Annotated in this window: 22 protein-coding genes; 11 read left to right on the forward strand and 11 right to left on the reverse strand. The window is 40.4% G+C overall.

Annotated features, from left to right (window positions below):
• Positions 1–166: 166 nt before the first annotated feature.
• The gene (locus NOS7107_RS26870) at positions 167–547 is read right to left on the reverse strand and encodes a DUF433 domain-containing protein (RefSeq protein WP_015116060.1); all 381 of its coding nucleotides are present in this window, start codon (positions 545–547) and stop codon (positions 167–169) included.
• A gap of 832 nt (positions 548–1379) precedes the next feature.
• Here NOS7107_RS26870 and accD point away from each other — a divergent pair.
• Positions 1380–2330 (forward strand): acetyl-CoA carboxylase, carboxyltransferase subunit beta, encoded by a 951-nt coding sequence (accD, locus tag NOS7107_RS26875; RefSeq protein ID WP_044500391.1) that lies wholly within the window; start codon positions 1380–1382, stop codon positions 2328–2330.
• Between the two features lie 111 nt (positions 2331–2441).
• Here accD and NOS7107_RS26880 read toward each other — a convergent pair whose 3' ends face one another.
• Entirely contained in the window at positions 2442–3818 is a 1377-nt protein-coding gene (locus tag NOS7107_RS26880; protein ID WP_015116062.1) for an MFS transporter, read from the reverse strand.
• Positions 3819–3979: 161 nt separating this feature from the next.
• Between NOS7107_RS26880 and NOS7107_RS26885 the strand changes: the two genes are divergently transcribed.
• Positions 3980–5218: an ABC transporter substrate-binding protein gene (locus NOS7107_RS26885; protein ID WP_253274569.1), complete on the forward strand. Its 1239-nt coding sequence runs from the start codon at positions 3980–3982 to the stop codon at positions 5216–5218.
• Positions 5219–5353: 135 nt separating this feature from the next.
• Here NOS7107_RS26885 and NOS7107_RS26890 read toward each other — a convergent pair whose 3' ends face one another.
• Complete coding sequence (locus tag NOS7107_RS26890; RefSeq protein ID WP_015116064.1) at positions 5354–7786, reverse strand: 26S protease regulatory subunit; 2433 nt, start codon at positions 7784–7786, stop codon at positions 5354–5356.
• A gap of 153 nt (positions 7787–7939) precedes the next feature.
• On the opposite strand from NOS7107_RS26890, the gene NOS7107_RS26895 reads away from it, so the two are divergent.
• Positions 7940–8833 carry a carbohydrate ABC transporter permease gene (locus NOS7107_RS26895; protein ID WP_015116065.1) on the forward strand — a complete coding sequence of 298 codons (894 nt, stop codon included), beginning with the start codon at positions 7940–7942 and terminating at the stop codon, positions 8831–8833.
• Positions 8830–9666 carry a carbohydrate ABC transporter permease gene (locus NOS7107_RS26900; RefSeq protein WP_015116066.1) on the forward strand — a complete coding sequence of 279 codons (837 nt, stop codon included), beginning with the start codon at positions 8830–8832 and terminating at the stop codon, positions 9664–9666. The genes NOS7107_RS26895 and NOS7107_RS26900 overlap by 4 nt, the downstream gene beginning before the upstream one ends.
• A 124-nt stretch (positions 9667–9790) precedes the next feature.
• Here NOS7107_RS26900 and NOS7107_RS26905 read toward each other — a convergent pair whose 3' ends face one another.
• Entirely contained in the window at positions 9791–10972 is a 1182-nt protein-coding gene (locus NOS7107_RS26905) for an MFS transporter (RefSeq protein WP_015116067.1), read from the reverse strand.
• Positions 10973–10979: 7 nt separating this feature from the next.
• Positions 10980–13511, reverse strand: a complete 2532-nt coding sequence (locus tag NOS7107_RS26910) for a TonB-dependent receptor (protein ID WP_015116068.1) — start codon at positions 13509–13511, stop codon at positions 10980–10982.
• A 215-nt stretch (positions 13512–13726) separates the two neighbouring features.
• Between NOS7107_RS26910 and NOS7107_RS28910 the strand changes: the two genes are divergently transcribed.
• The 5 genes from NOS7107_RS28910 to petJ all read left to right on the forward strand — a co-directional run bounded on the left by NOS7107_RS28910 (position 13727) and on the right by petJ (position 16269).
• Positions 13727–13918 (forward strand): hypothetical protein, encoded by a 192-nt coding sequence (locus NOS7107_RS28910; RefSeq protein WP_015116069.1) that lies wholly within the window; start codon positions 13727–13729, stop codon positions 13916–13918.
• A 156-nt stretch (positions 13919–14074) separates the two neighbouring features.
• Positions 14075–14329 carry a hypothetical protein gene (locus tag NOS7107_RS26915; RefSeq protein ID WP_015116070.1) on the forward strand — a complete coding sequence of 85 codons (255 nt, stop codon included), beginning with the start codon at positions 14075–14077 and terminating at the stop codon, positions 14327–14329.
• Positions 14330–14406: 77 nt separating this feature from the next.
• Positions 14407–14898, forward strand: a complete 492-nt coding sequence (gene psbV / locus NOS7107_RS26920) for a photosystem II cytochrome c-550 (RefSeq protein WP_015116071.1) — start codon at positions 14407–14409, stop codon at positions 14896–14898.
• A gap of 346 nt (positions 14899–15244) precedes the next feature.
• On the forward strand, positions 15245–15661 hold the full coding sequence (gene petE / locus NOS7107_RS26925) for a plastocyanin (RefSeq protein ID WP_015116072.1): 417 nt from the start codon (positions 15245–15247) through the stop codon (positions 15659–15661).
• 281 nt (positions 15662–15942) lie between these two features.
• Positions 15943–16269 carry a cytochrome c6 PetJ gene (gene petJ, locus NOS7107_RS26930; RefSeq protein ID WP_172641501.1) on the forward strand — a complete coding sequence of 109 codons (327 nt, stop codon included), beginning with the start codon at positions 15943–15945 and terminating at the stop codon, positions 16267–16269.
• A 34-nt stretch (positions 16270–16303) separates the two neighbouring features.
• On the opposite strand, the gene NOS7107_RS26935 is transcribed toward petJ, so the two are convergent.
• The 3 genes from NOS7107_RS26935 to NOS7107_RS26945 form a co-directional block, all read right to left on the reverse strand.
• Entirely contained in the window at positions 16304–19009 is a 2706-nt protein-coding gene (locus NOS7107_RS26935) for a peptidase domain-containing ABC transporter (protein WP_015116074.1), read from the reverse strand.
• Positions 18958–19716 (reverse strand): peptidylprolyl isomerase, encoded by a 759-nt coding sequence (locus NOS7107_RS26940; protein WP_015116075.1) that lies wholly within the window; start codon positions 19714–19716, stop codon positions 18958–18960. Before NOS7107_RS26940 ends, NOS7107_RS26935 begins: the two co-directional genes overlap by 52 nt.
• A 135-nt stretch (positions 19717–19851) precedes the next feature.
• A complete protein-coding gene (locus tag NOS7107_RS26945; protein ID WP_015116077.1) occupies positions 19852–20649 on the reverse strand; it encodes a TIGR00297 family protein in 798 nt (265 codons plus the stop codon).
• Positions 20650–21056: 407 nt separating this feature from the next.
• Between NOS7107_RS26945 and NOS7107_RS26950 the strand changes: the two genes are divergently transcribed.
• Positions 21057–21488, forward strand: coding sequence for a VOC family protein (locus NOS7107_RS26950; protein ID WP_015116078.1), 432 nt, complete (start codon positions 21057–21059; stop codon positions 21486–21488).
• On the opposite strand, the gene NOS7107_RS26955 is transcribed toward NOS7107_RS26950, so the two are convergent.
• The gene (locus NOS7107_RS26955) at positions 21418–22095 is read right to left on the reverse strand and encodes a triacylglycerol lipase (RefSeq protein WP_015116079.1); all 678 of its coding nucleotides are present in this window, start codon (positions 22093–22095) and stop codon (positions 21418–21420) included. The genes NOS7107_RS26950 and NOS7107_RS26955 overlap by 71 nt on opposite strands.
• 398 nt (positions 22096–22493) lie before the next feature.
• Between NOS7107_RS26955 and NOS7107_RS26960 the strand changes: the two genes are divergently transcribed.
• On the forward strand, positions 22494–22937 hold the full coding sequence (locus NOS7107_RS26960) for a hypothetical protein (RefSeq protein WP_015116080.1): 444 nt from the start codon (positions 22494–22496) through the stop codon (positions 22935–22937).
• Positions 22938–22941: 4 nt separating this feature from the next.
• Here the strand turns inward: NOS7107_RS26960 and NOS7107_RS26965 are convergent, their stop codons facing one another.
• Together NOS7107_RS26965 and NOS7107_RS26970 are read right to left on the reverse strand one after the other, a co-directional pair.
• The gene (locus NOS7107_RS26965) at positions 22942–24033 is read right to left on the reverse strand and encodes a tetratricopeptide repeat protein (protein WP_015116081.1); all 1092 of its coding nucleotides are present in this window, start codon (positions 24031–24033) and stop codon (positions 22942–22944) included.
• A gap of 52 nt (positions 24034–24085) precedes the next feature.
• Positions 24086–24805: a 16S rRNA (uracil(1498)-N(3))-methyltransferase gene (locus NOS7107_RS26970; protein WP_015116082.1), complete on the reverse strand. Its 720-nt coding sequence runs from the start codon at positions 24803–24805 to the stop codon at positions 24086–24088.
• Positions 24806–24824: the final 19 nt, after the last annotated feature.

Genomic DNA, 24824 nt, shown 5'->3' on the forward strand with positions numbered 1-24824 from the left:
TCGTAGGTTGGGTGAAACGAAGTGGAACCCAACAAATGATATAAAAAAATCAAAATTTCTCAACTACAAAAATTTAAATTCACATAGTAATTAGTTATAAAATCTATCAACTTGGGTTGGATTGAGACACAAAATCCAGCATAAGTTTATTAGATAAAGTGTTGGGTTACGCGATCGCTCCACCCAACCTACAAATATAACTACGAGATATTTCAGTGCCATGAGTTTGTATCGCCATTTTTTCAGCCTTTAATTTACGTAGCCTTTCAACAACTGGATTAGGGTTGCGACTTTGTTCTTCTCTCATGCGATCGCCCCACTCTAGCCAATCTTTCAAATAAGCATCTACAGCTTGTTGATTGTGTAAGTAGTAGAGAATAGTAGTATAAACCTGCTCTAAAGTAAGTGAAGTATAGGTTTTAGCAATCTCTTCGGGAGTTTTAGCACGGAATAGGTAGTCAAATAAAATTGTTTCAATTCCTACTCTTGTACCCTGGAGTCTAATATCATCAGGTGCAAGAAAGTTAAAGTAGTCTTCAAGCTGCATAGTTCGCTGAAAATAATATGTTGATATTATTGCCTGATCGTAACATCGAACTAATTTCAACGATTCTTGGCCACAGAAGTGGAGCGATCGCAAGTTTAATATTCTGCTCTCTAGATAAACCGAGCAAGCGATCGCGTGATCTACTATAATAGTATTGTTTATCAGCTTTCTGTTTATAGCTTAAGAAAGCACTTACAATTCCTAACGACTGTAACAGTCATTACGCCATCGCCGCTTCACCTTTTGATAATATCAGCCTGTGACTTGTATTACCCTCTTAACGAAAGAGACCCGTTGGCAAAACTAAAGCCACAGATGCTAACTGCTCAGAAACTAGCACAATAATTTACAAAAGATGGGGACAGCCGCTTGCCGCTAGGGTTGGGTAACAGCATATTTTTGGGAGAGTTGGTATTCCAATGGAGATGACGCAAGCTAATACATTTACAAAATGATATCCGCGAGAGACTTGTATTGGTATAAGCATTTTCGTTAAGCTGGCAACCAAAGATACAAATTTACAGTGAACAGTAAACAGTTATCAGTTATGTCCTTAGTGAAACATCGCACTAATTAGTGGAATGGGTTGGTTGTAGGTCTCAATCCCCCACCATAAGCTTGATAACTGATAACTGATAACTGGTCTAAGGTCTGAATTGCTTATAAGCGTAATTTTGGCTATGTAGTCATCAGGCATTTGTTTTAATTAATGGCAAATGAACGCCAGTTGCGACAACGGAGGAAACCTCTGCAACGCACTTGTTTCCCCAAAATACTGGTTCCTAATGACAAAAGACTGTTTTCGACCCATACCCACTTGAATAAGATAAAAATGGCAAACAACGAAGAATCACGCGGTTTAAAGTCTCTGTTTGATTGGTTTGCAAATCGAAGAAAATCAGGCTCTACCAACCTGGAACGGCAAGAACGGGAAATTGCTGATGGGTTATGGCACAAGTGTTCTAAGTGTGGTGTTTTAACCTATACAAAAGATTTGAGAGCTAATCAAATGGTCTGCGTTGAATGTGGGCATCATAATCGGGTAGATAGTGATGAACGCATCCGCCAATTGATAGATAACAACACTTGGCAACCGATAGATGAGCATTTGCGTCCGACAGACCCCTTACAATTCCGCGATCGCAAACCTTATAGCGATCGCCTCCGGGAAACAGAAAGCAAAATCGGTCTCATAGACGCGGTGAAAACCGGGTTGGGACAAATCAACGGAATGCCCGTAGCCTTGGCTGTGATGGACTTCCGTTTTATGGGTGGTAGTATGGGTTCCGTTGTTGGCGAAAAAATCACCCGCTTAATTGAACAAGCAACTGGGCGACGTTACCCTGTAGTTATTGTCTGCACCTCTGGTGGTGCAAGAATGCAGGAAGGTATGCTTTCCCTGATGCAGATGGCGAAAATCTCCGCAGCTTTAGACCGCCATCGTGATGCTAGATTATTGTATATTCCTGTGTTGACTAACCCCACAACTGGTGGTGTAACTGCGAGTTTTGCCATGTTAGGCGATATCATTTTGGCAGAACCTAAATCAACCATCGGTTTCGCTGGTCGGCGCGTGATTGAGCAAACCCTCCGGGAAAAACTGCCAGACGATTTTCAGACTGCTGAAGATTTGCTCAAGCATGGCTTTGTGGACGATATTGTACCCCGTACTCAGTTAAAGAATACCTTGTCCCAGCTAATTGCTTTACACCAACCAATTACAACCGCCCCTTCAATGATGTTGTGGGAGTCAATGACATTGAGTTCTACAGCAGTTGAATAAAAGTAAAAAGGTAAAAGTTTAGATTTGTTTTACCTTTGATCTTTTGCCCTTCGGGTTCGGCAGTTGCTTCAAGTCGGGAAACCCGCCCAACGCACTGCCTCACCTTTTGCCTTATCTTCCAGGTTCTTGGACAAAAAACAGTGGGACAAGTGCGGCTAGGCGCAACAAGCCAGAGAGAGCGAATAATCCCAGTAAGCCATCCCAAATAGCAAATTGGGCGATAACACTGCCGATGGTTGTGCCTAAAGCACCGCTACCACCAGCCACAGCCGCCGCGATCGCAAAATAAATTGACTGATTTTTAATTGGTGCGATCGCTAATTGTAAATTGTTATTACACAAATCAATGGCTGCCCAGGTCACACCAGCCAAAATATGTAAAAGTGGCAACCATAGCCAAATATCCAGTTGATTGGCATTAATTCCTAACCACAAAATTGGTGTCAGTCCTACCATAATTCCCACAAAAATTAAAATTGGCAGATTACCAACTCTATCTGCTAATTTGCCCCACCAAATCATCATCAACAAGTTAGCCCCAGCTTGCAAACTGCCGTAAAGCGTCACCCAACTCACATCTATACCCAACGTATCCAGCATATAGAGGTTAAAAAAAGGTGCGCTCAAATGAACAGCAAACATCCATAAACTGATATAAATTAGCAATATTAAAAAGTTATAATTTTTCCAAATACTTGTATTAGGTAAAGAAACTAATTCATTTGTATTCTTAATAGAAGTAGAACCCAAAGAATTTTGTAATTGAGGATTAATGTCTACCTTGAAATATTGACAGCTAATGCTAACAATGCCAAACACAACCCCAATTAGCAAAACTACCCCATAACCTTGGATATTCCCGCCATACCAATGAGATACCACTAAACCAGCTAAAGGCAGACAAATCAAATTAGTTAAGCTAACCGCACTGTTGCGAATTCCAAAATATCGGCCGCGCAATCGTCGCGGAACGATCATTGCTAACCAACTCATCCACGATGCACAACCTAACCCGCCTAAAAGATGAGTGGCTAAAACAATTAACAGAGTCATCAAAACTAACTGTTGTGAACTTATACCGCCCCAACTAAAAACAGCAATAGCGATCGCTAAAATTAGCCATACTAGGCGAGCAGTTCCATATATCCCCAGCGCATACCGAAAACGGCTCGTAGTGCGTTCTGATAAATATGCACCCAAAGGCTGAATGAGATTTACCAGCATAGGTATAGAAGATAACATCCCAAATACCACTGGACTAGCATCTAATTCCACGAGGAAATTACTGAGTAAAATACCTCCAGTAGTAATTCCAAAAACCGTTGCTAAAATAGCATCCAGCGTAGAGGCGCGTAAACTAGTACGAATCCCATCCTTAGAAATACAGAAGACAGGTTTTTTGCTAGGAACAAGTGTAGTTGTTGGTGTAACAATCTGGGATATTTCCAGAATCGGAGAAGCAGCTGTTTCGACCTGAACAGAATCCATAGTTATATTTGAAGTAACGCACCTCGGCGCAGTTTTAGGTATAATTTTTCGTTATTTTATCTTGCTTAATCTCAACAAAAGTTCAGATTTATTAAACATCTGTCCTCAGCTACAGACGATATAAGTGAAGTAAAAGCTACTGTCATCTATCCGTGAAAAGAATTAGCTTGTGGAGATTTTTTGGTGTAGTAATAGTGATCGCGATCGCTATTATTGGTTGTCACAGTCTACAACAACCAACAGCAAATGCCCTCAACATCAAACTTAGTGGCTGGGCTGGTTCCCAGGTTGAACAAAAGCTATTAAAACAAGTTTTGCAAGACTTTGAAGCCCAGCATCCCAACATCAAAGTTAAATACGAAGTTATTTCTGACCAATACATGGACGTAATTAAAACTCGTTTGGTCGGAGATGCGGCTCCTGATGTATTTTATCTTGATGCCCTGGAAGCGCCTTTTTTGATGAGCCAAAATGTTTTGGAACCTTTAGATAACTACATTCAGCCAGAATTTGACATAGAAGACTTTGAAGTTACCCTTTTAGATAGTTTCAAGTATCAAAACTATATTTATGGGCTACCAAAAGACTATTCTACGTTAGCTCTTTTTTATAACACAAAATCTTTTGCAGCCGCAGGTTTAAATAGTCCGCCAACCACTTGGTCAGAACTGCGTTCTTATTCCCAAAAATTAACAAGCAAGCTCAACAAATATGGTTTTGGTGAATTGCCTGAATTAGCACGTCAGGCATATAAAATTAGAGCCTTTAATGGAAAAATTATTGATGAGAACGGTTATGCAAATTTTGCCAGTCAAACTAGTTTACAAGGCTTGCAATTAGTCATCGACCAGTATCAAAAAGATAAATCATCTGCTCAAAAATCTGATGTCGGCACAAACTCAGGTAGCGAAATGTTTGGTCAAGGTAAAGTAGCGATGGTGATTGAGGGAAACTGGGCGATTCCTTACCTACAAGAAACATTTCCTCAACTCGAATTTGCTACAGCCGAATTACCTACGATTAATAATCAAAAAGGCACAATGGTGTTTACTGTCGCCTATGTCATGAACAAGCAATCTCAGCATAAAGCCGCCGCTTGGGAGTTGATTTCTTATCTGACTGGTAAAGCGGGAATGCAAAAATGGACAGCCACAGGATTTGCATTACCAACACGAAAATCCGTAGCGCAAAAGTTAGGCTATGACAAAGATATTCTGCGAAAATCATTAGTTGCAGGAGTGAGTTATGCGACACCTTGGCAAGTTGGGAAATATCCCCAAGCAATTATGAATAATTTTGATAATCAGTTTGTCAGTGCTTTGTTAGGACAACAACCATTACAGCAAGCGATGTTACGGGCGCAGAATTCGGCAAATCAGCAAATTAAAGTGATGGAGTAATAGACTTCTAAATAAAAATTCTCTCTCTGTGTTCTCTGCATCTCTGTGGTTCGTTCAGGTTAGTGATATTAGTAATATAATATGTTGGATTAAATTTTATGTAACCCAACATAAATGTAAATGTTTTGAATGTTTCTAATCAATTTCCCATTCTACTCTCAAGGTTTCCAACTTAGGATTTTTGACACTCAGTCGCTTACACTCTTCCAAAAATTCCTTCACCTGTTCTTGAGTCAAACTTAAACCGCCATCTTGAAGATTATCAATATAAGTAATCACATCTGAAGTTGTTAGATATGAATTTATCTCTTCAAGTAAGATAGCATTATTGACTTCTCGACAAACTAACTCAATATCAGATGAAGTAAATCTGCTACTCTTCTCTGCTAACATTTCAAAACTTACAGACTGATTTACATTAATTTGTGATAGATAATGCTGAAATATATCGGCTCTTTCTACTTGGTTTGGTGGAAAAATTGGAACCTTCCAATCTAATCTGCCAGAACGTTTTAAGGCGTTATCAATGCCACTTAAATAATTAGTAGCGGCAATAACTATTACATCACTATCTTTGATATTATTCAGTTCAATCAATAATTGATTAATTGTGGCTCTTTGGTCAGTGTGGGAATTCTCATCATTCCGGTTAAACCCAATGCTATCTAACTCATCTATAAATAGCACAGAAGGGGCTTTTTTCTTAGCTTGGACAAAAATGTCTCGAATATTTTTCTGACTTTGACCTATCCAAACACTGATAATATCAGCCGGGGAAAACTTAAAGAAATATCGCCCTGATTCATTGGCAAAAGCATTAGCCAGCAATGTTTTACCACATCCAGGTAATCCATAGAAAAGAATGCCCCCAATTGCACCTTTATGTCCTTTGGATTGTAATTTGAGCAGTTTATTTAATTTTTCTTTTTCCTCATTTAGTCCTTTGACTTGCCTAAAGTCCAGTTTTACTTGTTTGACAACGGGTGTGAGTTGTCTGGTAACATTTCTTTTAACCCTATATTCAAAAGTCGGATATTCAATTTTTTCAAATGAAACAGGCACTAATTGATGTTTTTCATAATCTGGTGTCATAACTATAATTTTAAAGTTACCACCATAGTATTCTGCTAGTTTATATTCTAAAATTTCTTTAGTCTTTTTCAGTTGATAGTAGTTACGAGCAATTTCAAATCCAGGTACTACTAACCAGACACTTTCTAAAGTATTTGGCCATACCTGAGATTTTCGCAAAATTCTCTTGATCATATCAAAAAATAGATTGGTATCAGCAAATTCTTGATATTTGAGAGTTTCTATTTCAACAACAATTTTATTTTTGATATATACTTCTATTTTTTCGGTTTGATATTCTTCATATTCATCCTCATCTGTATTATCTTCTTCTTGGGAAGTTAACTCTACTTCACAGCCGATATGACATAATTCATATCCTAAACTTTCTAAAGTTTTGATCGCAAAATATTTTAGATATATGTATTCAGTGCTTTCTTGCTGCCACTTCAGATGATACAAATGTTCAGGTTTTATCTTCAGTAGTAGTTGTGATTCAGCTTGAATTTGAGCTTTTTGAAGCTCTAAAAAATAATTAAGTAGAGAGACATCATCTTCATCTGTTTGGTAATAAGGAAGTTCTAATAATAGCCGGAAGTGAGATAATATTTCTTCTTTTTTCTCAATAGCAGCTTCATGAGAATATTTACATCTCAGTGTAAAAGTAAAAGGGATTTTACTGGCAACTGTATCTACTAAATGTCCTAAACTATCTTCTTTTTGTTGGGCTTGAATTTCTAATAATGATGGACAATGGAACAAAAGGAAAGATTGTGTAGAGTTATATTTGTTTAAAGACAAAGATATATATTCAAATTGCTCATCAAATTTTTCTGAATCTAGTAATTCTAATCCCGTACCTCCAAGTATAACGCTCGTCATAGTTGAGCGATAGAAATGAAATATATTAGCGCCTTTAATGGAGCTTTCTTTGTCATTTTCGCAATCATCATCAGAATCAATTATATTGGTAGGAAATTGGCGTACAGAAGTACTTGTAACCTCAGTTATTCCTTGGTATTGAAATTTTCTAATCAACTCGTAATTAAATATTTTGACAACAATATCTGAAAAAAAATCCACCTCTTGAGGGATGAGAAAAATTCCCATAGGTTGATTTGAATCTAAACAAGACTGGAAGCGTTCATATTCTTGGTCAGAGCCAAAGTCAAATAAATAGTAAAAGAAATCATGCTTAACTTGAATCGTTTCTTTAAGCTTTTGAGAAATTACCTCAGATGATAAAAACTCTTCAGAAAGTTCTACACCTTTGAGAGAAATATCTATTTTGGTGTCTAACGGAACATATAAATCAAAAGCTGGGTCAGCACACAGCCCTAAGTTATCAAGAATGGTATTAAAATCATCTATAAATGCTTGGCTTCGACGTTGATAACCAAACTGTTCCATGATGGTTTTAACTCGCAAGCTTTTTTTGGCTTTACCTGTTCTTTGCAGTTCATTTTTGATAGAGCTTAAATAGGCTGTATATGACATTTTGTCTCCTGACAATAACCAAATCTATTGTTCCCAAACTGAGATATGCAGTTAGCTTACAGAAGCGATCGCTCTCATTCCCGATGTACCATAAATAATCATGCACTACTTATCGCTTCAACTGGGTTGTGCGGAATTAGGCGGAGTTAAGTTATGTTGCAAATTAACAGACGGCAAAATCTGACAGAAAATCTGGCTGGATATCTGTTTCTCGCACCCACTATTCTGGTTTTGGGAACTTTTGTTGTATTACCCATTCTCTACGCCGTTTTTCTGTCGTTACACAAAGTCCAACTTCTCGGCGAAATTGAATATGAGTTTATCGGCTTTCACAATTTCAGCCGCTTAGTTGAAGATGAACGCGTTTGGATTGCTTTAAAAAATACGGCGGAATACGTGGCTATTGTCGTACCTAGCCAAACTCTTTTGGCTTTGGTTTTGGCAGTAACTCTCAACTCCGGGATTCGTGGGAAGAATTGGTGGCGCATTCTCTACTTTTTGCCCACAGTGACTTCTTCCGCCGTGCTGACACTGATTTTTATGTGGATTTATAACACGGATGGGCTACTGAACGATGGTTTAGCTTTTGTGGGTTTACCTACTTATAACTGGTTAGGTGATCCATCTGTGGCACTGAAAGGCATCATGATGATGAATATTTGGTCAACTGCGCCGTTTTATATGGTGATTTATCTTGCGGCGTTGCAAGATATTCCCCAAAAATTGTACGAGGCGGCAGAACTGGATGGGGCAAATACTTGGCAGCAGTTTATTTACGTAACAATTCCGTTACTCAAACCTGTAACTTTTTTTGTCGTAGCCATCGGAATTATCGGGACTTTTCAATTATTTGACCAGTCTTACATTTTTTCTGGTGGGACTGGCGGGCCGAATAATGCGACGCTGACTTTGGTGTTGCTGATTTATCAAGCAGTATTTCGCAATTTACAGATGGGTTATGCAGCGGCGATCGCATTTTTATTAGCTGTAGTAATTATCACCATAACTTTAATTCAGCGGCATTTATTTGGAGGCGAAAAAATGTGACGATAATTTCTCGCATTCCTTGGCTCAAAGTACTGTTATACCTAGTGTTGACAGTTTATGGAGTTATCACTGTCATACCCTTTCTTTGGGCATTGTCGGCATCGTTTAAACCATTATCAGAGATTGTCAACGGCAGCAGTAATTTTATCCCGCAGAATTTTACTTTAGATAATTACAAGCAAATTTTTTTACAAGAACCGCTATTTTGGCGCTGGTTATTCAATAGTATAGCGATCGCCGTTAGTGTGACACTATTAAACTTGATCTTTAACTCAATGGCGGGTTATGCCTTAGCGAGACTGCGCTTTGTTGGTAAAAACTTCTGGTTTTTCTTAATTTTGGCAGTGTTGGCAGTCCCAGCCCAAATTACCTTGATTCCCACCTTTTTGATTTTAAAGGCGATCGGTTGGCTAAATTCTTATCAAGGCATGATTGTACCGGGGATGGTGAACGCTACTTTTATCTTTATGATGCGGCAGTTTTTCGTCAATTTCCCTAGAGAATTAGAAGAAGCAGGACAATTAGACGGCTTAACTACCTGGGGAATTTTTAGATATATTGTCTTACCTTTAGCCAAACCAGCCCTAGCAGCCCAAGCCGTTTTCGTCTTCATGGGTAGTTGGAATAATTTTTTGCTCCCTGTCGTCATCTTATTTGACCCCGAAATGTTCACCTTGCCCTTGGGCTTGAACACCTTCAAAGGTCTATACATCAGCTATTGGAACTACATCATGGCCGCTTCTATGGTTTTTACCCTACCTGCTTTAAGTATATATGCTTTCTTCAACCGCTATTTTATTCAAAGTGCAGCCTTTACAGGCGGGAAAGGATAGTTTTATAAAATAGGACTTACGCATTCATGACAAAAAACTAAGCTTTTGCGATTACTTCGCTTCGCTCGTAATGACGTAAAATCTTAGTCCGTGCGTAAGTCCTAATATTCATAAAAAACTAGTATTACTCGTATACTTTAGTAATAAAAAACACACTTAACAAACTGACAACAGCACTGACAATAAAAGTAGAGGCGTACCCTGCGCGTTGAGCGAGAATTCCAGCCAAAATTGTAGCGGCAATTCCACCTAAAAATATTACTGATACTTGAATTGTATAATCAGTTGCGGCAGTAGTGCGATCGCTCTTGTCCATCATGGCACTGAGAATTGCAGTATATGCCATACTTTGGGTAGCATTAACTACAATACATACTGTATACAGCACAGAGAAACTAGCAATACCCATCGCTGGCAAAATATACAACAGCGTTGCAACGGCGGCGACAATTCCAAACACAATTAGAGACTGCTTACGTCCCCACCGCATAACCATCACTCCCGCAATTAAGGCTGACACAATACGGACACTATAGCTAACTACACCTAATATCCAGCCAATATCTGTTAAAGACAAACCTCTATCTACCAGCAACGGACGAATCAATACACTAGTCACACTCTCACCAGTCATATACAACAGCAAAACCAACAGCCAAGGTATGATTTTGGGGCGAGAGAGGAAGCTAACAAAGGGTTGGAAATAGGACTGAAAAAAGTTTAAGTTTTTTGATTTTGAGGTGACTTGTTCTTGATAAAGCAATATTGGTATGAGGTTTAGCAGCAAGAAGATTGACATCGCAACTAAACTATAACGCCATCCCACTTTCTCTAATAAAATCAGCATTATACCGCCGCCAATCACTGCTCCTAAAACGTTTCCTCCCGATTGAATAGCGTTTCCTAATCCACGTTCTTGGGGTTCTAATAAATTCACTGCTAAGGCATCAGTTCCAATATCTTGACTAGCCGAAAATAAACAGGACAAAAACACACAAATTAGCAATAAAGTTAGGTTTTCTTGATACTCAAGAAAAGCACTGATTAAAAGAGTTGATATTAACAACAATTGGAAACAAATAATCCAACCGCGATAATGTCCTAATTTTCCTAAATGGTAGCGGTCAATAAAAGGCGACCACAGAAACTTTAACCCTGATGGAATAACTAATAAACCTAAAAATCCAATAGTATCCAGCGACATATTTTGTTGTCGCAAAAAAACAGGTAATGCCTGGAAAAAGAAAGTGGTGGGGATGAATTGAGAAACATAAAGGGTAGCAAGCAAAACGAGCTTGGAGATCATGGTGTTGTTATAAGTTGGCACGAACTTGCAATCCGTAAGTGAGTAGTTCACCAAATCCCGCAGTGACATTCGGTGGTGGGAATAAAAAACCGGAGGTTATGTAGCGTGTGTCAAACAAGTTATTGGCAAACAAATAAATACCGTAGTTGCTTTTTTCGTAACCAATTCGAGCATTGATTAAGGCAAATGGATCTTGCTTAACTTGGTTGGCATCATCAAAATAGGTTGTGCCGTAACCACGTAATTCTAGACGGGCAAAAATACCACCTGGACTGCGATATTGTGCTGCTAGGTTGTAAGTAATTTCTGGTGCGTAGGGAACGCGATTGTTGCTGAAGTTGATGCCTGTAAAGGGATTGGTATAGTCTTGAAATTGGCTGTTAACATAGCCGACACCAGCAACAAACTCTAATCCTTTTGTTGGTTGTGCTTTCAACTCAAATTCAAGTCCAGTCACGCTAACGCCTGCACTAGCGACATTTCTAAAAAAGCCAAAATCGTCGGCGAGTAAGACTTGATAGTTATCCACATCTGTATGAAATATTGATAAGTTAGCGGTGAGGCGATCGCTAAACCAAGAAGATTTCAAGCCTAATTCATAAGTCCAGGAAGTTTCTTCTCGAAATCGGCGTGTGGTTTCATCATCAGCACGATAGTTAAATCCACTGGGTCGATAACCTTTGGCGATTGTGCTGTATACCATTAAATTTGGGCTGAAGCGATACTGCACGCCAAACCGGGGAATCAATTCTTCGCTATTGATTTCTGCACCCCGTAGTTCAGGACTGGTGAGGGTAGTTTCACCGCCAGAGGCTGCAAACACACGGCGACGATCAAGGGTTGTATTTGCCCATTCATAACGCAGTCCGGCAAACAAAGTCAGGGGTTCTATGGGCTGATAGTCTATTTGTCCAAATACTGCGTAGGTTTGACGCAACTGTTCTGCTGAAACGCGATCGCTCCCTGGTGCGGCTAATCCAAAGGCTGCTGCTCCCAATTCAGTATATTCAAAGCTGTCGTCAATCACTTTAAATTCCCGTGACTCGTAATATCCACCCAGCAACCAGCGAAAACGATCAGCCGTTTCCGGCGACTGAAGTCTAAATTCCTGCGTCCACAGTGTAGAATTTATCCCGATATTCTGGCGCAATAAGTCACCAACAAAGTTATCACCAACCAAGGTACTTTGATTAGTAAAGCGTCGGGCTGTAATCGACGTAGCACGCAATCCTGAGCCGTTGTAGCCAATTTTTAAGGCTTGAGTGTTACTACTGAGTCGATAAAAACCATCAACTTCTTGAGAAACTTCAAAGGGGTCAGGAGCATTACGCCGATTAAAAGTGGGGTTGCCGTTATCATTATCGCTGGCGTAGGTGTTAAACGATACGTTCCAATCTGGTGTCGGTGTCCAGAGAATTTGAGCGCGTCCGGTTAATTGCGATCGCTCTCCAACTTGGCGATCGAGTAGCACATTGTCAAAAAAACCATCTTGTGCTTTATAAACTCCTGCCAATCTAAACGCCAACTGATCAGGAATAACTGCATCACTCAAAGAAAGTTGGACTTCCCGGCTATTGTAGTTACCGTAACTAGCTCCTATCTTAAATTCTGGCTGATTGCTGGGCGGCCTTGATATCACATTCACCACCCCGCCTGGGCTGCTTCTACCGTAGAGTGTACTTTGTGGCCCTCGCAGCACTTCTACCCGTTCTAAATCAATCAAATTCAAGTCTAAAAAGCCACCATAATCAAATGGCACATCATCAACATAAAAAGCGACAGTATCTTGACTCGCCAGAAAGTTAAAGTTATTTAAGCCACGAATGCTGTAGTAATTAAAGTCAGAACTTCCCGCCGTGGTGGGGAAAAAGCTAAAGTTGGGTGTGTAATTGGCAATATCACTCAAAGAACTTATTTGAGCGTCTTCTAGTTCTGGCTGAGGAATCACCGTCAGGCTAAGTGGTACATCTTGTGATGCTTCTGGTCTTTTCTGAGCAGTAACAATGAGTTCAATATCTGGTTGAGTTGGTTGTGTTTCACTACTAGGCTGAGATGTTATTGTCACCCCCAAAACTAGACCTTCCTCGCTGTCAAACAATTCGACTTTTGGTAAATTCCCCTCTCCCACCACCGTGACACGGACATTATTTATATCTTGATTTGTCACTGTGATTTCCGTAATTCCCGGCAGGGGATTTTCTTGGCGAAAGAAATTGTTACCATCTAAACTTAGTTGAGCATTAGGGATATCTGCAATAAAATTATTGCCTTCAACTTTAGTTATGGCTTGCAGCTTGTCCGATGCAGTGGTTTCAAGAATTACCTCCAAGTTATTAGGAGTCTGATTCAACCTGACACCTGTAACTGAAATCACCTCAGAAGGCTGCTGAACTAGCAACCCTTTGACACTTGTATAAGGATGCTGGATATCCGAAATTCGAGGAATCTTCTCTTTGTCTGTAGCTAAAGTTGGCTGATTGACGAAGATGTTTAGTAATAAGGCTAATCCTAAATTGAAGCGCAGATAAATTTGGCTCATTCCGTTCTCACACAACAATCATTCAAAATTATCAATAGACTCTTTCACTTCCAAAGGCATTAGTCTGCACGCGCAGAAATAAGACGTGTGATTTACACACGCCAGCACAAAATGATAATCATTATCAATTTTAATAAAAATTGACAATCGCCAGACTATTACGAGGAACCTGATCAAAGCTTCTCTGTGTTAAATTGTTTACCTTCGTAGCAACGATGTCAAATGACGATCTGTCATACCAAGTTGCCAAAATTAATCAGTTAGAACTGAACTTACGCAGTAAAACAAAAAATCAAGGGTTTGGAGAAGGATGTAAGGGTAGATGTATCCAAAACCCTTACACCCTCAAACCTCTACACCCATTCTCCACAGACAAACTCTATGCAACTCTGAGTTTTAAGAACTGATCAAATCCAAGATCGGAAGTGGCGATTTTTATCTAGGGACAATAAATTAACTCAACTTGTGTCTGTGCGTCCTCGAAATTTGGGCAACAAATTGCACTCCTAACGTGATATTGGTATTACAGCGACTTAATCTCTATTTGTCTGTTAACAAACATTATGGGTTTTGCAGATCTACCGATCGCAGAGATAGCAACAAACTACAGTAAGACTGTGGCAAAAGTGTTTTCTCTGTATAAGCAATTGGGAATTGCCTATAAATGCCAAAAGGCTTATTGGGCGTTGGAAAATGCAAAAGCAATTATGGCGCAAACATCGTCGGAAATTCACCACCAAGGTACTAGCGACTCGGTGAGTGATACCAGAGTCACCTGGTGGGTGATTTCGGACTGGAGCGAATTTTTAATAACATAGAACCGCTGTTAGCGATATGGAGATTGAGCATCGCATTATTTAGCTGTGTTGAGCGTCAAAATTTTTAAGGGGAAACAATGTTTAGAAGATTAATTGGCGTTGTTGTGGTTACTGTTTTACTGGCGTTTCAGTTGATGGTCGGTAATGCTACAGCTGTGGAACTAGACGAAGCTATCAGAACAGTGCCATTAAATGAACAGGGTGATACAGTCGTTCTTAGCCTCAAACAAGTTAAAGAAGGCAAACGCTTATTTCAGTACGCTTGCGCCCAATGTCATGTTGGTGGGGTTACTAAAGTCAACCAAAACGTCGGACTTGAACCGGAAGCCCTAAAATTGGCTACACCCAACCGGAACAACATTGCAGGTTTGGTAGATTACATGAAAAATCCCACTACTTATGATGGGGAAGAGGAAATCTCTGAATTACACCCCAGCCTCAAGAGTGCAGATATTTTCACAGAAATGCGTAATCTGACCGAAGATGATTTAGTAGCGATCGCTGGTCACATCCTCCTACAACCCAAAGTTGTCGGTACCAAGTGGGGTGGTGGCAAAATTTATTACTAAACTTCAGTACTAATTGCTGAATTTTAAGGGATTAGATGCTAGGAATTGTGGTTTGAGAAAAAATTTTAGATTGGTCTGCAATCCAAAATTTCAAATCTAAAATTCCCAGCCCCTAATCCCTATATTTTTGAGCAATCAAGATATAATATGCTGCTTCCTATGAGTTGAGCCATAAGTTTTTGGGTGCAATGTAGTTGATGAATTATTGCTGATTGCAAAGTTGCTGAATATTAATTTATGACCCGATTAATAAAAAAAATTGGATCTACGACATATTGTCAAACTTTGGCGTTGATTTTATTTAAAATGAAATAAGGAAAATAAAACCTTTTGTTAGGAGAAAGTCATGAAAATAATTACGGCAAGCCTGCGACGCTTGAGCCTGGCTGTTTTGACAATTCTTTTAGTTGTGAGCAGCTTTGCTGTTTTTACACCTTCCGCTGCTGCTGAAACCCACCAAATCAAGCTGGGTAGCGATAAAGGGTTGCTAGTATTTGAACCCAAAAAGCTTTCCATCAAACCCGGCGATACAATTGAATGGGTAAACAACAAAGTTCCTCCCCATAACATTGTTTTTGATTCAGCCCTCAACCCTTCTAAAAGTGCAGATTTAGCTAAATCTCTGTCTCATAAACAGCTGTTAATGAGTCCTGGTCAAAAAGACACAACCATTTTCCCAGCCGATGCACCTGCGGGTGAATATACCTTCTACTGTGAACCCCACCGTGGTGCTGGCATGGTTGGTAAAATCACCGTTGAGTAAAGGTAGCACTGTTGACCTAGATATTTTCTAGGCTCTTCAGTACAATCAACAAACTGAACAAATGCCAGAGTTTGGCAAATACAAAAAATCTAGCAATGGCGGTGACGAGTCTTATTTCCGCTCAGAATGCTCAACAGCGCATAGCGATGTCAGAGATTAACTCGTCACCGCTAATTTTATGGAAATGTAAAACTGATAAAATATAGCAGTCGAAGTATAGATTGGAACTATATTTATTTAGTCGCTGGAGCCTGGAGAATCACTTGAGAATATTTTTGTTCATGTTATTTCTAGCGATCGCTCTCTTCAAATTAACATTTACTGATCCAGCACTAGCTGCCGAAACATCCAACGGTGCCAAAATCTTCAGCGCCAACTGTTCTTCTTGCCACATAGGCGGCGGTAACATTCTGGTTGCCGAAAAAACTTTAACCAAAGAAGCATTATCAAAATACTTGGCGGATTATAACACTGACTCCATTCAGGCAATTATTCATCAAGTGCAGAATGGTAAAAATGCCATGCCTCCCTTCAAAAATAAATTAACTTCTGAAGAAATTTTGGATGTAGCTGCTTATGTTTTTCAACAAGCAGAACATGGTTGGTAGTTATGGCACTATCCTCTAGCCTTTATTTTCAAAACTACACATTAGCCTGTTGACGCTGATAAAGAGACCAATACAAACCCTTCTGCTGTAAAAGTTGAGTGTGAGTACCACGTTCAGCAATTACGCCTTTCTCCATTACTACAATTAAATCAGCCCGCTTGAGTGGTGCAAAGCGGTGAGCAATCAGAAACACTGTGCGATTTGCCGAAACTCGTTGTAAGTTTTGGAGTACTTGTTGTTCTGTTTCGCTATCTAAGGCACTCGTCGCCTCATCCAAAATTAAAATTGGAGAATCAGACAAAAACAACCGTGCCAAAGCAATACGTTGTCGCTGTCCTCCAGACAAAGCCGTACCTCGCTCACCGACATTTGTCTCGTAACCAAATGCTAATTGACTAATAAAATCGTGGGCTACAGCTAATCTTGCAGCTTCTACTACCTGTTCAGCCGTAATATTGGGATTACCCAAAGTAATATTTTCTAAAATTGAACCATTAAACAAAAAGTCCTCTTGTAACACCACCCCAATTTGTTGCCGCAGCGATGCTAAATCTGCGCTTTTAATATCAAACCCATCAATTAAGATGCGTCCCGATTCAATTTGATATAACCGTTGCAATAACTTTGACAGTGTACTTTTGCCCGAACCACTACGTCCGACTATCCCCACAAACTGTCCTGGTTGTACATCAAAAGTGATCCCACGTAACACAGGTTCAGTATGGGCTTGATAACGGAAAAATACCTGTTCAAAATTTACTTGCCCTTTTAATGTTGGTAAGACCAATCCTGTACCTGGTTCCGCTTCTGGGGCAGTGTTGAGAATATCACCAATTCTATCTACTGATAGCAATACTTGTTGCAGATTTTGCCAGAGTTGCACCAAACGCAACAGTGGTTCTGTCACTCTCCCAGATAACATCTGAAAAGCAACTAACTGACCAATGGTAAGTTGTTGACCAATCACTAGCTTTGCACCCACCCAGAGAATTAGTAAGGTAGAAAAATTAGTAAGAAAGTCACCAATATTACTACTAATATTAGATGTCGTTGAGGCTTTGAAACTGGTACGGATAAATCGGGCAAACAAACCTTCCCAACGTTCCCGCGCTACGGGTTCAGCCGCATGAGCTTTTACAGAATGAATACCTGTAATTGTTTCTACCAAAAATGATTGACTGTCGGCACTGCGATTAAACGTTTCGTTGAGCCAGTTGCGTAAGATTGGTGTAGCAAAAATCGTTAAAGCGGCAAACAATGGCAACACCGCCAAGGCAACAAAAGTTAAAGGGATGTTGTAGTAAAACATCAACACCAAATAGACAACAGCGAATATGCTGTCAAGAATGACCGTTAAAGCTGTACCTGTGAGAAATTGCCGGATTTGTTCCAGTTCTTGGACACGGGCGACAGTATCACCCACCCGCCGAGACTCAAAATAAGCTAAAGGCAAGCGCATGAGATGACGAAATAGCTGTGCCGATAAACTTAAATCCAATCGTCTCGCAGTATGGGTAAAGATGAAAAGGCGCAAAGTGCCAAGCACCGCCTCAAAACAAGCAATTAACAATAAAGCGATCGCCATCACATCCAGGGTAGGCAAACTTTCTTGCACCATCACCTTATCGATCACGACCTGGGTAATGAGGGGTGTGCCTAAGCCAAATAGTTGTAATGTGAAGGATGCCAGCAGAACTTCCCCTAATAATCCCTTATATTTCCAAACAGCCGGAACAAACCAACTGAGGTTAAATTTTTCTTGTTTGTTAATCAGTTCTACTTGCCAAAGTTGCCCATCCCAAGCAGCTTCGACAATTGATTGGGGTAGAGTCTCACATATTTGCCCTAAATTTAGGGGGTTGGCAATAATTAAGCGTGAACCTTTGACGGCATAAACAACTACCCAACTGGACTGGGGTTGAGTTTCGCTACGCCACAACATCAGGGCTGGAAACGAAAGTTTGGGTAATTCGTCCCAACTAACTTGGAGTCGCCGCAATACTAGTCCAAGTTTCTCGGCACCTTCGACAATATGTTTCGAGTTTTGTCCCCGCAGTTGCCGTTGTACCCATTCGAGTTGAACAGGGTTGTCTAGTTGTTGCGCCACCATTGTCAGACAGGCGGCAGCCGTGTTGCTGTGGGCAATAAAGGGATAATTTGAGGTATCTGGAGTGCGGTTGAGTAATTCTTGTAGAGTTGGCTGCTGAGTTTCTGGAGGGCTAACTGTGGCGGCTGGTAGAGGCAGTTGTGCTTCTAGGCTGGGTTGGTTTTGAGTATTAATTTGTGGTGGTTCTGTGGTGGAACCAGAGAAAAATTGTGCAATTTCGGGAGTGCTAAATTCTTTCCACAGGGCGCTGTCCCAACAGGCGACGATGACTTCTTTACTGGCGGCTACGGCTTTGCAGTCTACAGCTATTGTGTAAAGGTCGCCAAACCAGTCGCCAGTTTGCAAGGCTGCTAGGGCAAGACTATCTTGTTCTTGTCTCAGTCTGACTTTGCCTGAGACGATGTAGTATTGGTAGCCGCGTTTTTGCGTTGACCAGATTTTTTCTCCTAGTTGGTAGCGATGGATAATTACCTGATAACGCAATCTCGCTTGTTGTTCGCTACTTAGCCAACATAATGGCCCTTGATTCCACGGTATTTCTGCTATAGCGTTAATTTCTAAAGATTCATGATCCAGTGGTGTTAACCCATTTGTAATTTCACTGTTAGCTTTTGAATTTTCTCTGCTAGCCATTTTTCAAATAACTCATTTTGTAATGCTTGTTGGAGTTGAGTATCTTCTAAAGACGCTGGCAGAAATTGTTCTACACGAAACAAACCATAACGTCCTTCTAGTTCTACTGGCCCTACTAATTGCCCAGAACTGGCAACATCAATTGCTGCCCGTAATGTATCTGGCATTGTGCCGCGGCTGATTGCTCCCATCATGCCGTTCATGATGCGATCTTCTGTGAGGGAATATTCTCTGGCTAGTTGTTCAAAACTGCCTCCTTCTTCGATTTGTGTTCTGAGTTCTTCACAAAGTTCTTGGCTTTCAACAATAATGCGAGAGATAACTACACGATCTAAAAAAATTTTCCTTTCAATAAAGTACTCAGGAATGCTGGTTTGGGTAACTAATGTTTTGAGTTTTTCTAGTTTGAACCCCAAGGTAATTGATGAATGAAATGTTTCATAATCTGTACCATTCGTTTGTAACCATTCTTGAAAAATTTGTGGTTGAGTAAGTTGATTTTTGAGCCTAAAGTCAATAACTGCTTGTTCTGTTAAAGCTGGGTTGATATCTAAATCATCTCTAGTTTGGATTTCTTGCTCAATCACGTACTGGCGAAGAATATCGCCAATAAACTGTGATAATTTGCCAGAAGCTTGCAGATATTTTACTGCCTGTGTGATTGAGAGTGGATGATCATTTATTGACAGAAATGATAAAGATTCCATGAATTAACTCAATAAAAACAGCTAAAATTTCATAATTGGCGGCTACCCGAACTGTGTCAGGAGTCAGCATGGGAAATTACGGCAACTACACTGTTAATGTGTTACCTAAAAATATGTTTAAATTTCACTAGATAACTAGCCGATCGCAGTTGTCCATAACCAAGCAAAGAGTATAGCGGCGATCGCACCAATTAATGTATTTAAAATATTGACTAGTTCATTCGTCAGCCAAGTATATTTAGTTTGCAGTGTTGCTCCAATGACACTTTCTAAATTGGTTGCAATGAAAGCCGCTAAGATACACCATACAATTCCCAGTGAGTCGATCAATCCTACAGCCCAACCCACGCAGGCGATCGCAATTGATGCTACCACACCCGCTAATGTGCCTTCTAAGCTAACTGCACCTTCTGTACCTCGTGGTACTGGTTGTAGTGTAGTAATCAAAAATGTCCTTTTACCGTAGGCTTTTCCTACTTCACTGGCTGATGTGTCAGATAGTTTAGTGCTAAAACTCGCTACATAGCCCAACAACAGCAAGGACACAGGATGGGGAACTAAAGACTGGGAATTAGTTACGATAAATCCCGAATTGATGATCCCTACACCCAAAACACATAATGCTGCGGTTAATGCCGAACCCCAGACATTTTCCGGGCCTCTTGCACCAGAACGCTTTTCGGCTATACCTTGCGCTTCTTTCTCTGCCATCCCAATGCGCGTCACCCCTGAACCCACCAGGAAATAAAACGCCACTACAAGATATCCCTGCCAACCTACCGTTCCCCAAACCAGCACACCCAGTATCCAGGCGTGGAATAACCCTGCTGGGGTGAGCAGCTTTTTTGGAGCAATCCAAACTAAACCCAATAAAATGGCGTTTAATCCTACTCCCACTAACCAGGGATTCGCAGAGTCAAGTAAAGGTAACATTAGCAGTGAATCACAAGTAATGTTGTCATTGGCAGCATATCAACAGAATAACCAATTTTAGACCTTGGTGTTACCTCTCATTCTTTAATTTTAGAAGTGCCTAGATTCTCTTACTTTTACTAGTGGCGAGAGAAAAAACAGGGAAGACAAAGAACAAATTTTTTAGCTGGAAGAAGTCAGGAGTAAGACGAATAATTTCTGTTGTTAATTTTTAGTTTTGTAGCTCATGAAGTTAGAAACTGCTGTAAATATCGCTATCAGCATATAAGTGACAGCAATATAAAACTGTGTTGCACTTAACCACAAACAAGTTTTCCGGGCATAAATTGTAGATATAACAGGTTACAGAGTTAATGTCTTAATGACTTTGGCTATACATAGAGTACAAATCTAGTAAATATTCAGTTATGAGTCTACCCATATTTCATTTAGCTTTTCCGGTGAGTGATATCCAACAGACAAAAGCTTACTATGTCGATGGTTTGGGTTGTATTCCTGGCCGGGAAAATCCTCACGCGCTGATTCTCAATCTTTACGGGCATCAGTTGGTAGCACATACTACCAAAGAACCCTTGACTAAACAGCGTACTATTTACCCAAGGCACTTTGGGTTAATTTTTACTCAGGAAAGTGACTGGGAAAGCTTGTTAAGTAAAGCACAAACGCACCAACTGTTATTTCGGGAAGAAGCTAAAGACCGCTTTGTGGGTTCTCCTTTAGAACATCGGACTTTCTTTTTGGAAGATCCCTTTTATAATTTGCTGGAGTTTAAGTATTACCGCTACCCAGAGGCGATATTTGGTAGTTATGAGTATACCCAAATTGGCGATCGCGGTTAATATTCTGTATGGGTTCGGCTAAGGCTGTGGCGACTGCGGCTAAACTCCTGGAATCAGTTAACATCCAAGGGTGCGATGCTGCGGGGATAATTACTTCTGTACCTATGGGCATTTGCGAACTTTTTGCTGGGACAATCATCAAATCGTAAGGTGTCCAAATCGAGGTAAAGTTCAATTGCTTTAACATCACAGCGTCAGAGTTTAAATCTTTGAGGAAGTTACTGTGAGTACGCATTTGTTCACAACCTGGCCGCCAAGAACCATAAGCAACATAAGTTCCATGATGAGGCGATGAGATGGTGATCAACCTTTGCACGCGCTCAATTCCGCCCAGTCTTTGGACATAATAACGACTAACAATTCCGCCCATACTAAAACCGACTATATCTAGTGTTTGTTCTGGTGCAAAGGTCGCGGCAATATAATCAGCTACTTGCTGTGCTAATATATCTAAGCCAACATCACCATTATTCGGTACTAGATTGAGAGCATACACAGACCAACCCTTATCTTGTAAATAATTTCGCATCTTGCGGAAGACTGCTTCCGTATCGCTAATGCCGTGGATTAATAAGACGGGATTATATTGCTGATTAATGGTATTCATTACTTGATTGTCTAGTATGAGTCTGTGAAAAATCTAGCTAAGTTAGCTTGCCATCTGTGAATGAGCTATGACACTCACATCATTGGCTTGGATCTGAATATTTGCTTCACAGTTATTTATATATTTACCCAAGGCAAGATATTAATTTTTATTAAGCTAACTTTCATAATCTTGCTTATAGTTACAGTAAAATTTAATAATGAGTCTTGATATGTACGGGCTGCAAGTGCCTGAAAAATCAAAGACATTTGCTCTGTAGTCTTACTCCAGTGTTGCTCAAACACTAAACTATAAAGCTAGTCAAAGTAATAGTACGGCGCAAAAAAATGTAGCATTAAGCTGCAATTTTTAACATTACGGTCAGATTTACAGAATTATAGAAGGCAGGAGAAATTCTAATGTTCGGTTTTATCAAAAATTTAATTGCTGGGATTTTAGGCTTCTTCACAGGGTTGTTAGGTGGCAAAAAGAAAAAAAATGGTGGCTACTACCTCCAATTAGATGAGAGTGGTGCAGAAGTAACTCCAGCACCAGCACCTAAAGCCTCACCAGCAGCCACCTCTAACGGTACAAAAGCGACAGCAAAAGCACCTGAGCCAGCAAAAAAACCTGCACCTACGGCTAAAGCAGCCAAAGTAGAAGCATCTCAAAATGGCAAAGCTGCACCAACTGAACCAGAAAAAGCTCCCGCAGTGGTGGCGGTGAAGAAAGAACCAACCGAAAAAACATTTGCACCCAAATATTTAACACCTGCTGCTACCAATGGTCGCCGCCGTCCAGGAGCAAATATGAGTTCTTTCTTAGATATGGCTAGTCAAGTCAAAACTCCTAACCAAGCTTAGTGGTTCAATTTTCATTGTGTGCGATCGCCGAGCATTTTTGAAATACCAATCCGCTGTACAACTGAAAAGCAGCATCCCAATTTGTTGGTTCTCGGCGAAACAAGTTGATATTGGGTGTGATATTGCTTAAGATTTCTGTTTGATCTAAAATCGTCTCCGCAAAAGGTGTGAAATCTGACCAAAGCTTCACTTGTGGCAGATGCTGCTCTAACCAGTTGAGTACTTGATTCCAGTTAATTCTGATAGTATTTTGACTTGGTTGAGCAGCAATTTCTACACCTTGTTGGAAATCATAACTCTGATCAGACAGCCGCAGAATGCAGCGTCGCCCAGGAATATGTAAGTCATAAAACTGGGCATAGTCTTGAGTTTGAATTTTCCGTTCTAGCTTGTGACGCGCATCAATATCGACAACTTCCTCAAAAATCGGTAATAGTCCAATTACTCTTGCTTGTACTTCTGACCAATTAAAAGTTAAAGAACCAAGTTGATTGGTTTGATTACGACAAGCCACAGTAGCTTGTAAAGTAGATTCCGCAAAATATTCAACTTGATAAACTTGTATTTGTTGAACTGCGGCGATTGTTGTCCAAAAACAAGGAATTCCTGCGGCTTTTAGCTGTTCACCATAGAATTTCAACGCTCCCACTTGCCCAGAGCGATAGACTTTCCAACTCCGACTGGGTATAACTAGCCTAGCTGTATAAGGGTCTAACTGCATAATTTGAGCAAATTTAGCGATAACTGTAGACTTTTGCTCATTATTTAGTGGTTCTAAAACGAGTACTCCTGGCTCACTACTGCTAGGTTCGGCTGTGGCTTTAGCAATGGCGCGTTGTCTTTCTTCTTGTTCAAATTCTTGGAGACGTTGTAAACCTTGACGTGTTTGGGTAACTATTTTGGAGTTGGTGGTACTCTGCAACAACTGGCGATAAATCTTTTCTGCATTCTGTCGCTTATTAGATACCTCATAAAGCCTAGCAACATAAAATTGCACCCAAGGATTATCCGGTGATTCCTTTAACAGTTGTTGGAGTAATTTCGCAGCTGTGTGATAATCTTTACGGTCAAAAGCGATCGCAACACGCTCAATCATGGTTTATCTCCCCGCATCTCCGCGTTTGATTTTTGACGCGGCTTATGATCATTTATACTTCATACGCTGCGGTAACTATGGATAAAGCTACAATAGGTGCAGTAACAGCGCGGAGAACACGACGACCGAGGGATACAGGTTGAAAGCCAGAGGCGATCGCATTTTCAATTTCTGGTTCTGTCCATCCGCCTTCGGGGCCTGTAGCAATAATTAGTTCTTGGTCATTTATTCTGGTTTCTTTATTTGGTAAGCAATTGAGTAAGTGAGGATAATTACCACGCGCCTCACAGATATATTTATGACCATTAACTTTTGACAAAGCCTCACTAAAAGCCACTGGTTCTAAAATCGTCGGGACAAACGCTCGTTCCGATTGTTCAGCGGCTTCAGCGGCGATGCGTCGCCAACGTTCGAGTTTTTGGGGACTGGGATGAAGAAGTGTGCGATCGCTCATCACTGGAGCAATACAAGTTACACCAATTTCCGTACAGCAGCGGACAACTTCATCAAATCCATTACCTTTGGGCAAAGCTACTATCAAGGTAATTGACACAGGCAATTCTGTCTCTACGGAAAGTGATTCTAAAACCTGGGCTTGTTCCCCTGTTAGCTGCGCCAACCACCATTTACCCATACCATCCATTGCAATAAAGCGATCGCCCTCACGCAAACGCAAGACCCGTCCTAGATAATGTAGTTGTTGGGGTGTGAGTAAAATTTGGTCTTGTTGGAATTGAGAAGGAGCGATCGCAATTCGTTGTAGTTGAGCCATGCTAAATTACTTGTAACCA

Source organism: Nostoc sp. PCC 7107 (genome assembly GCF_000316625.1).
GTDB lineage: Bacteria > Cyanobacteriota > Cyanobacteriia > Cyanobacteriales > Nostocaceae > Nostoc_B.

Excerpts from the sequence above, each read along its gene's own strand:
- NOS7107_RS26870 (WP_015116060.1), bottom strand. The coding sequence starts at position 547 with ATGCAGCTTGAAGACTACTTTAACTTTCTTGCACCTGATGATATTAGA.
- accD (WP_044500391.1), top strand. The coding sequence starts at position 1,380 with ATGGCAAACAACGAAGAATCACGCGGTTTAAAGTCTCTGTTTGATTGG.
- NOS7107_RS26880 (WP_015116062.1), bottom strand. The coding sequence starts at position 3,818 with ATGGATTCTGTTCAGGTCGAAACAGCTGCTTCTCCGATTCTGGAAATA.
- NOS7107_RS26890 (WP_015116064.1), bottom strand. The coding sequence starts at position 7,786 with ATGTCATATACAGCCTATTTAAGCTCTATCAAAAATGAACTGCAAAGA.
- NOS7107_RS26895 (WP_015116065.1), top strand. The coding sequence starts at position 7,940 with ATGTTGCAAATTAACAGACGGCAAAATCTGACAGAAAATCTGGCTGGA.
- NOS7107_RS26905 (WP_015116067.1), bottom strand. The coding sequence starts at position 10,972 with ATGATCTCCAAGCTCGTTTTGCTTGCTACCCTTTATGTTTCTCAATTC.
- NOS7107_RS26910 (WP_015116068.1), bottom strand. The coding sequence starts at position 13,511 with ATGAGCCAAATTTATCTGCGCTTCAATTTAGGATTAGCCTTATTACTA.
- NOS7107_RS28910 (WP_015116069.1), top strand. The coding sequence starts at position 13,727 with ATGTCAAATGACGATCTGTCATACCAAGTTGCCAAAATTAATCAGTTA.
- NOS7107_RS26915 (WP_015116070.1), top strand. The coding sequence starts at position 14,075 with ATGGGTTTTGCAGATCTACCGATCGCAGAGATAGCAACAAACTACAGT.
- psbV (WP_015116071.1), top strand. The coding sequence starts at position 14,407 with ATGTTTAGAAGATTAATTGGCGTTGTTGTGGTTACTGTTTTACTGGCG.
- petE (WP_015116072.1), top strand. The coding sequence starts at position 15,245 with ATGAAAATAATTACGGCAAGCCTGCGACGCTTGAGCCTGGCTGTTTTG.
- petJ (WP_172641501.1), top strand. The coding sequence starts at position 15,943 with ATGTTATTTCTAGCGATCGCTCTCTTCAAATTAACATTTACTGATCCA.
- NOS7107_RS26935 (WP_015116074.1), bottom strand. The coding sequence starts at position 19,009 with ATGGCTAGCAGAGAAAATTCAAAAGCTAACAGTGAAATTACAAATGGG.
- NOS7107_RS26940 (WP_015116075.1), bottom strand. The coding sequence starts at position 19,716 with ATGGAATCTTTATCATTTCTGTCAATAAATGATCATCCACTCTCAATC.
- NOS7107_RS26945 (WP_015116077.1), bottom strand. The coding sequence starts at position 20,649 with ATGTTACCTTTACTTGACTCTGCGAATCCCTGGTTAGTGGGAGTAGGA.
- NOS7107_RS26950 (WP_015116078.1), top strand. The coding sequence starts at position 21,057 with ATGAGTCTACCCATATTTCATTTAGCTTTTCCGGTGAGTGATATCCAA.
- NOS7107_RS26955 (WP_015116079.1), bottom strand. The coding sequence starts at position 22,095 with ATGAATACCATTAATCAGCAATATAATCCCGTCTTATTAATCCACGGC.
- NOS7107_RS26960 (WP_015116080.1), top strand. The coding sequence starts at position 22,494 with ATGTTCGGTTTTATCAAAAATTTAATTGCTGGGATTTTAGGCTTCTTC.
- NOS7107_RS26965 (WP_015116081.1), bottom strand. The coding sequence starts at position 24,033 with ATGATTGAGCGTGTTGCGATCGCTTTTGACCGTAAAGATTATCACACA.
- NOS7107_RS26970 (WP_015116082.1), bottom strand. The coding sequence starts at position 24,805 with ATGGCTCAACTACAACGAATTGCGATCGCTCCTTCTCAATTCCAACAA.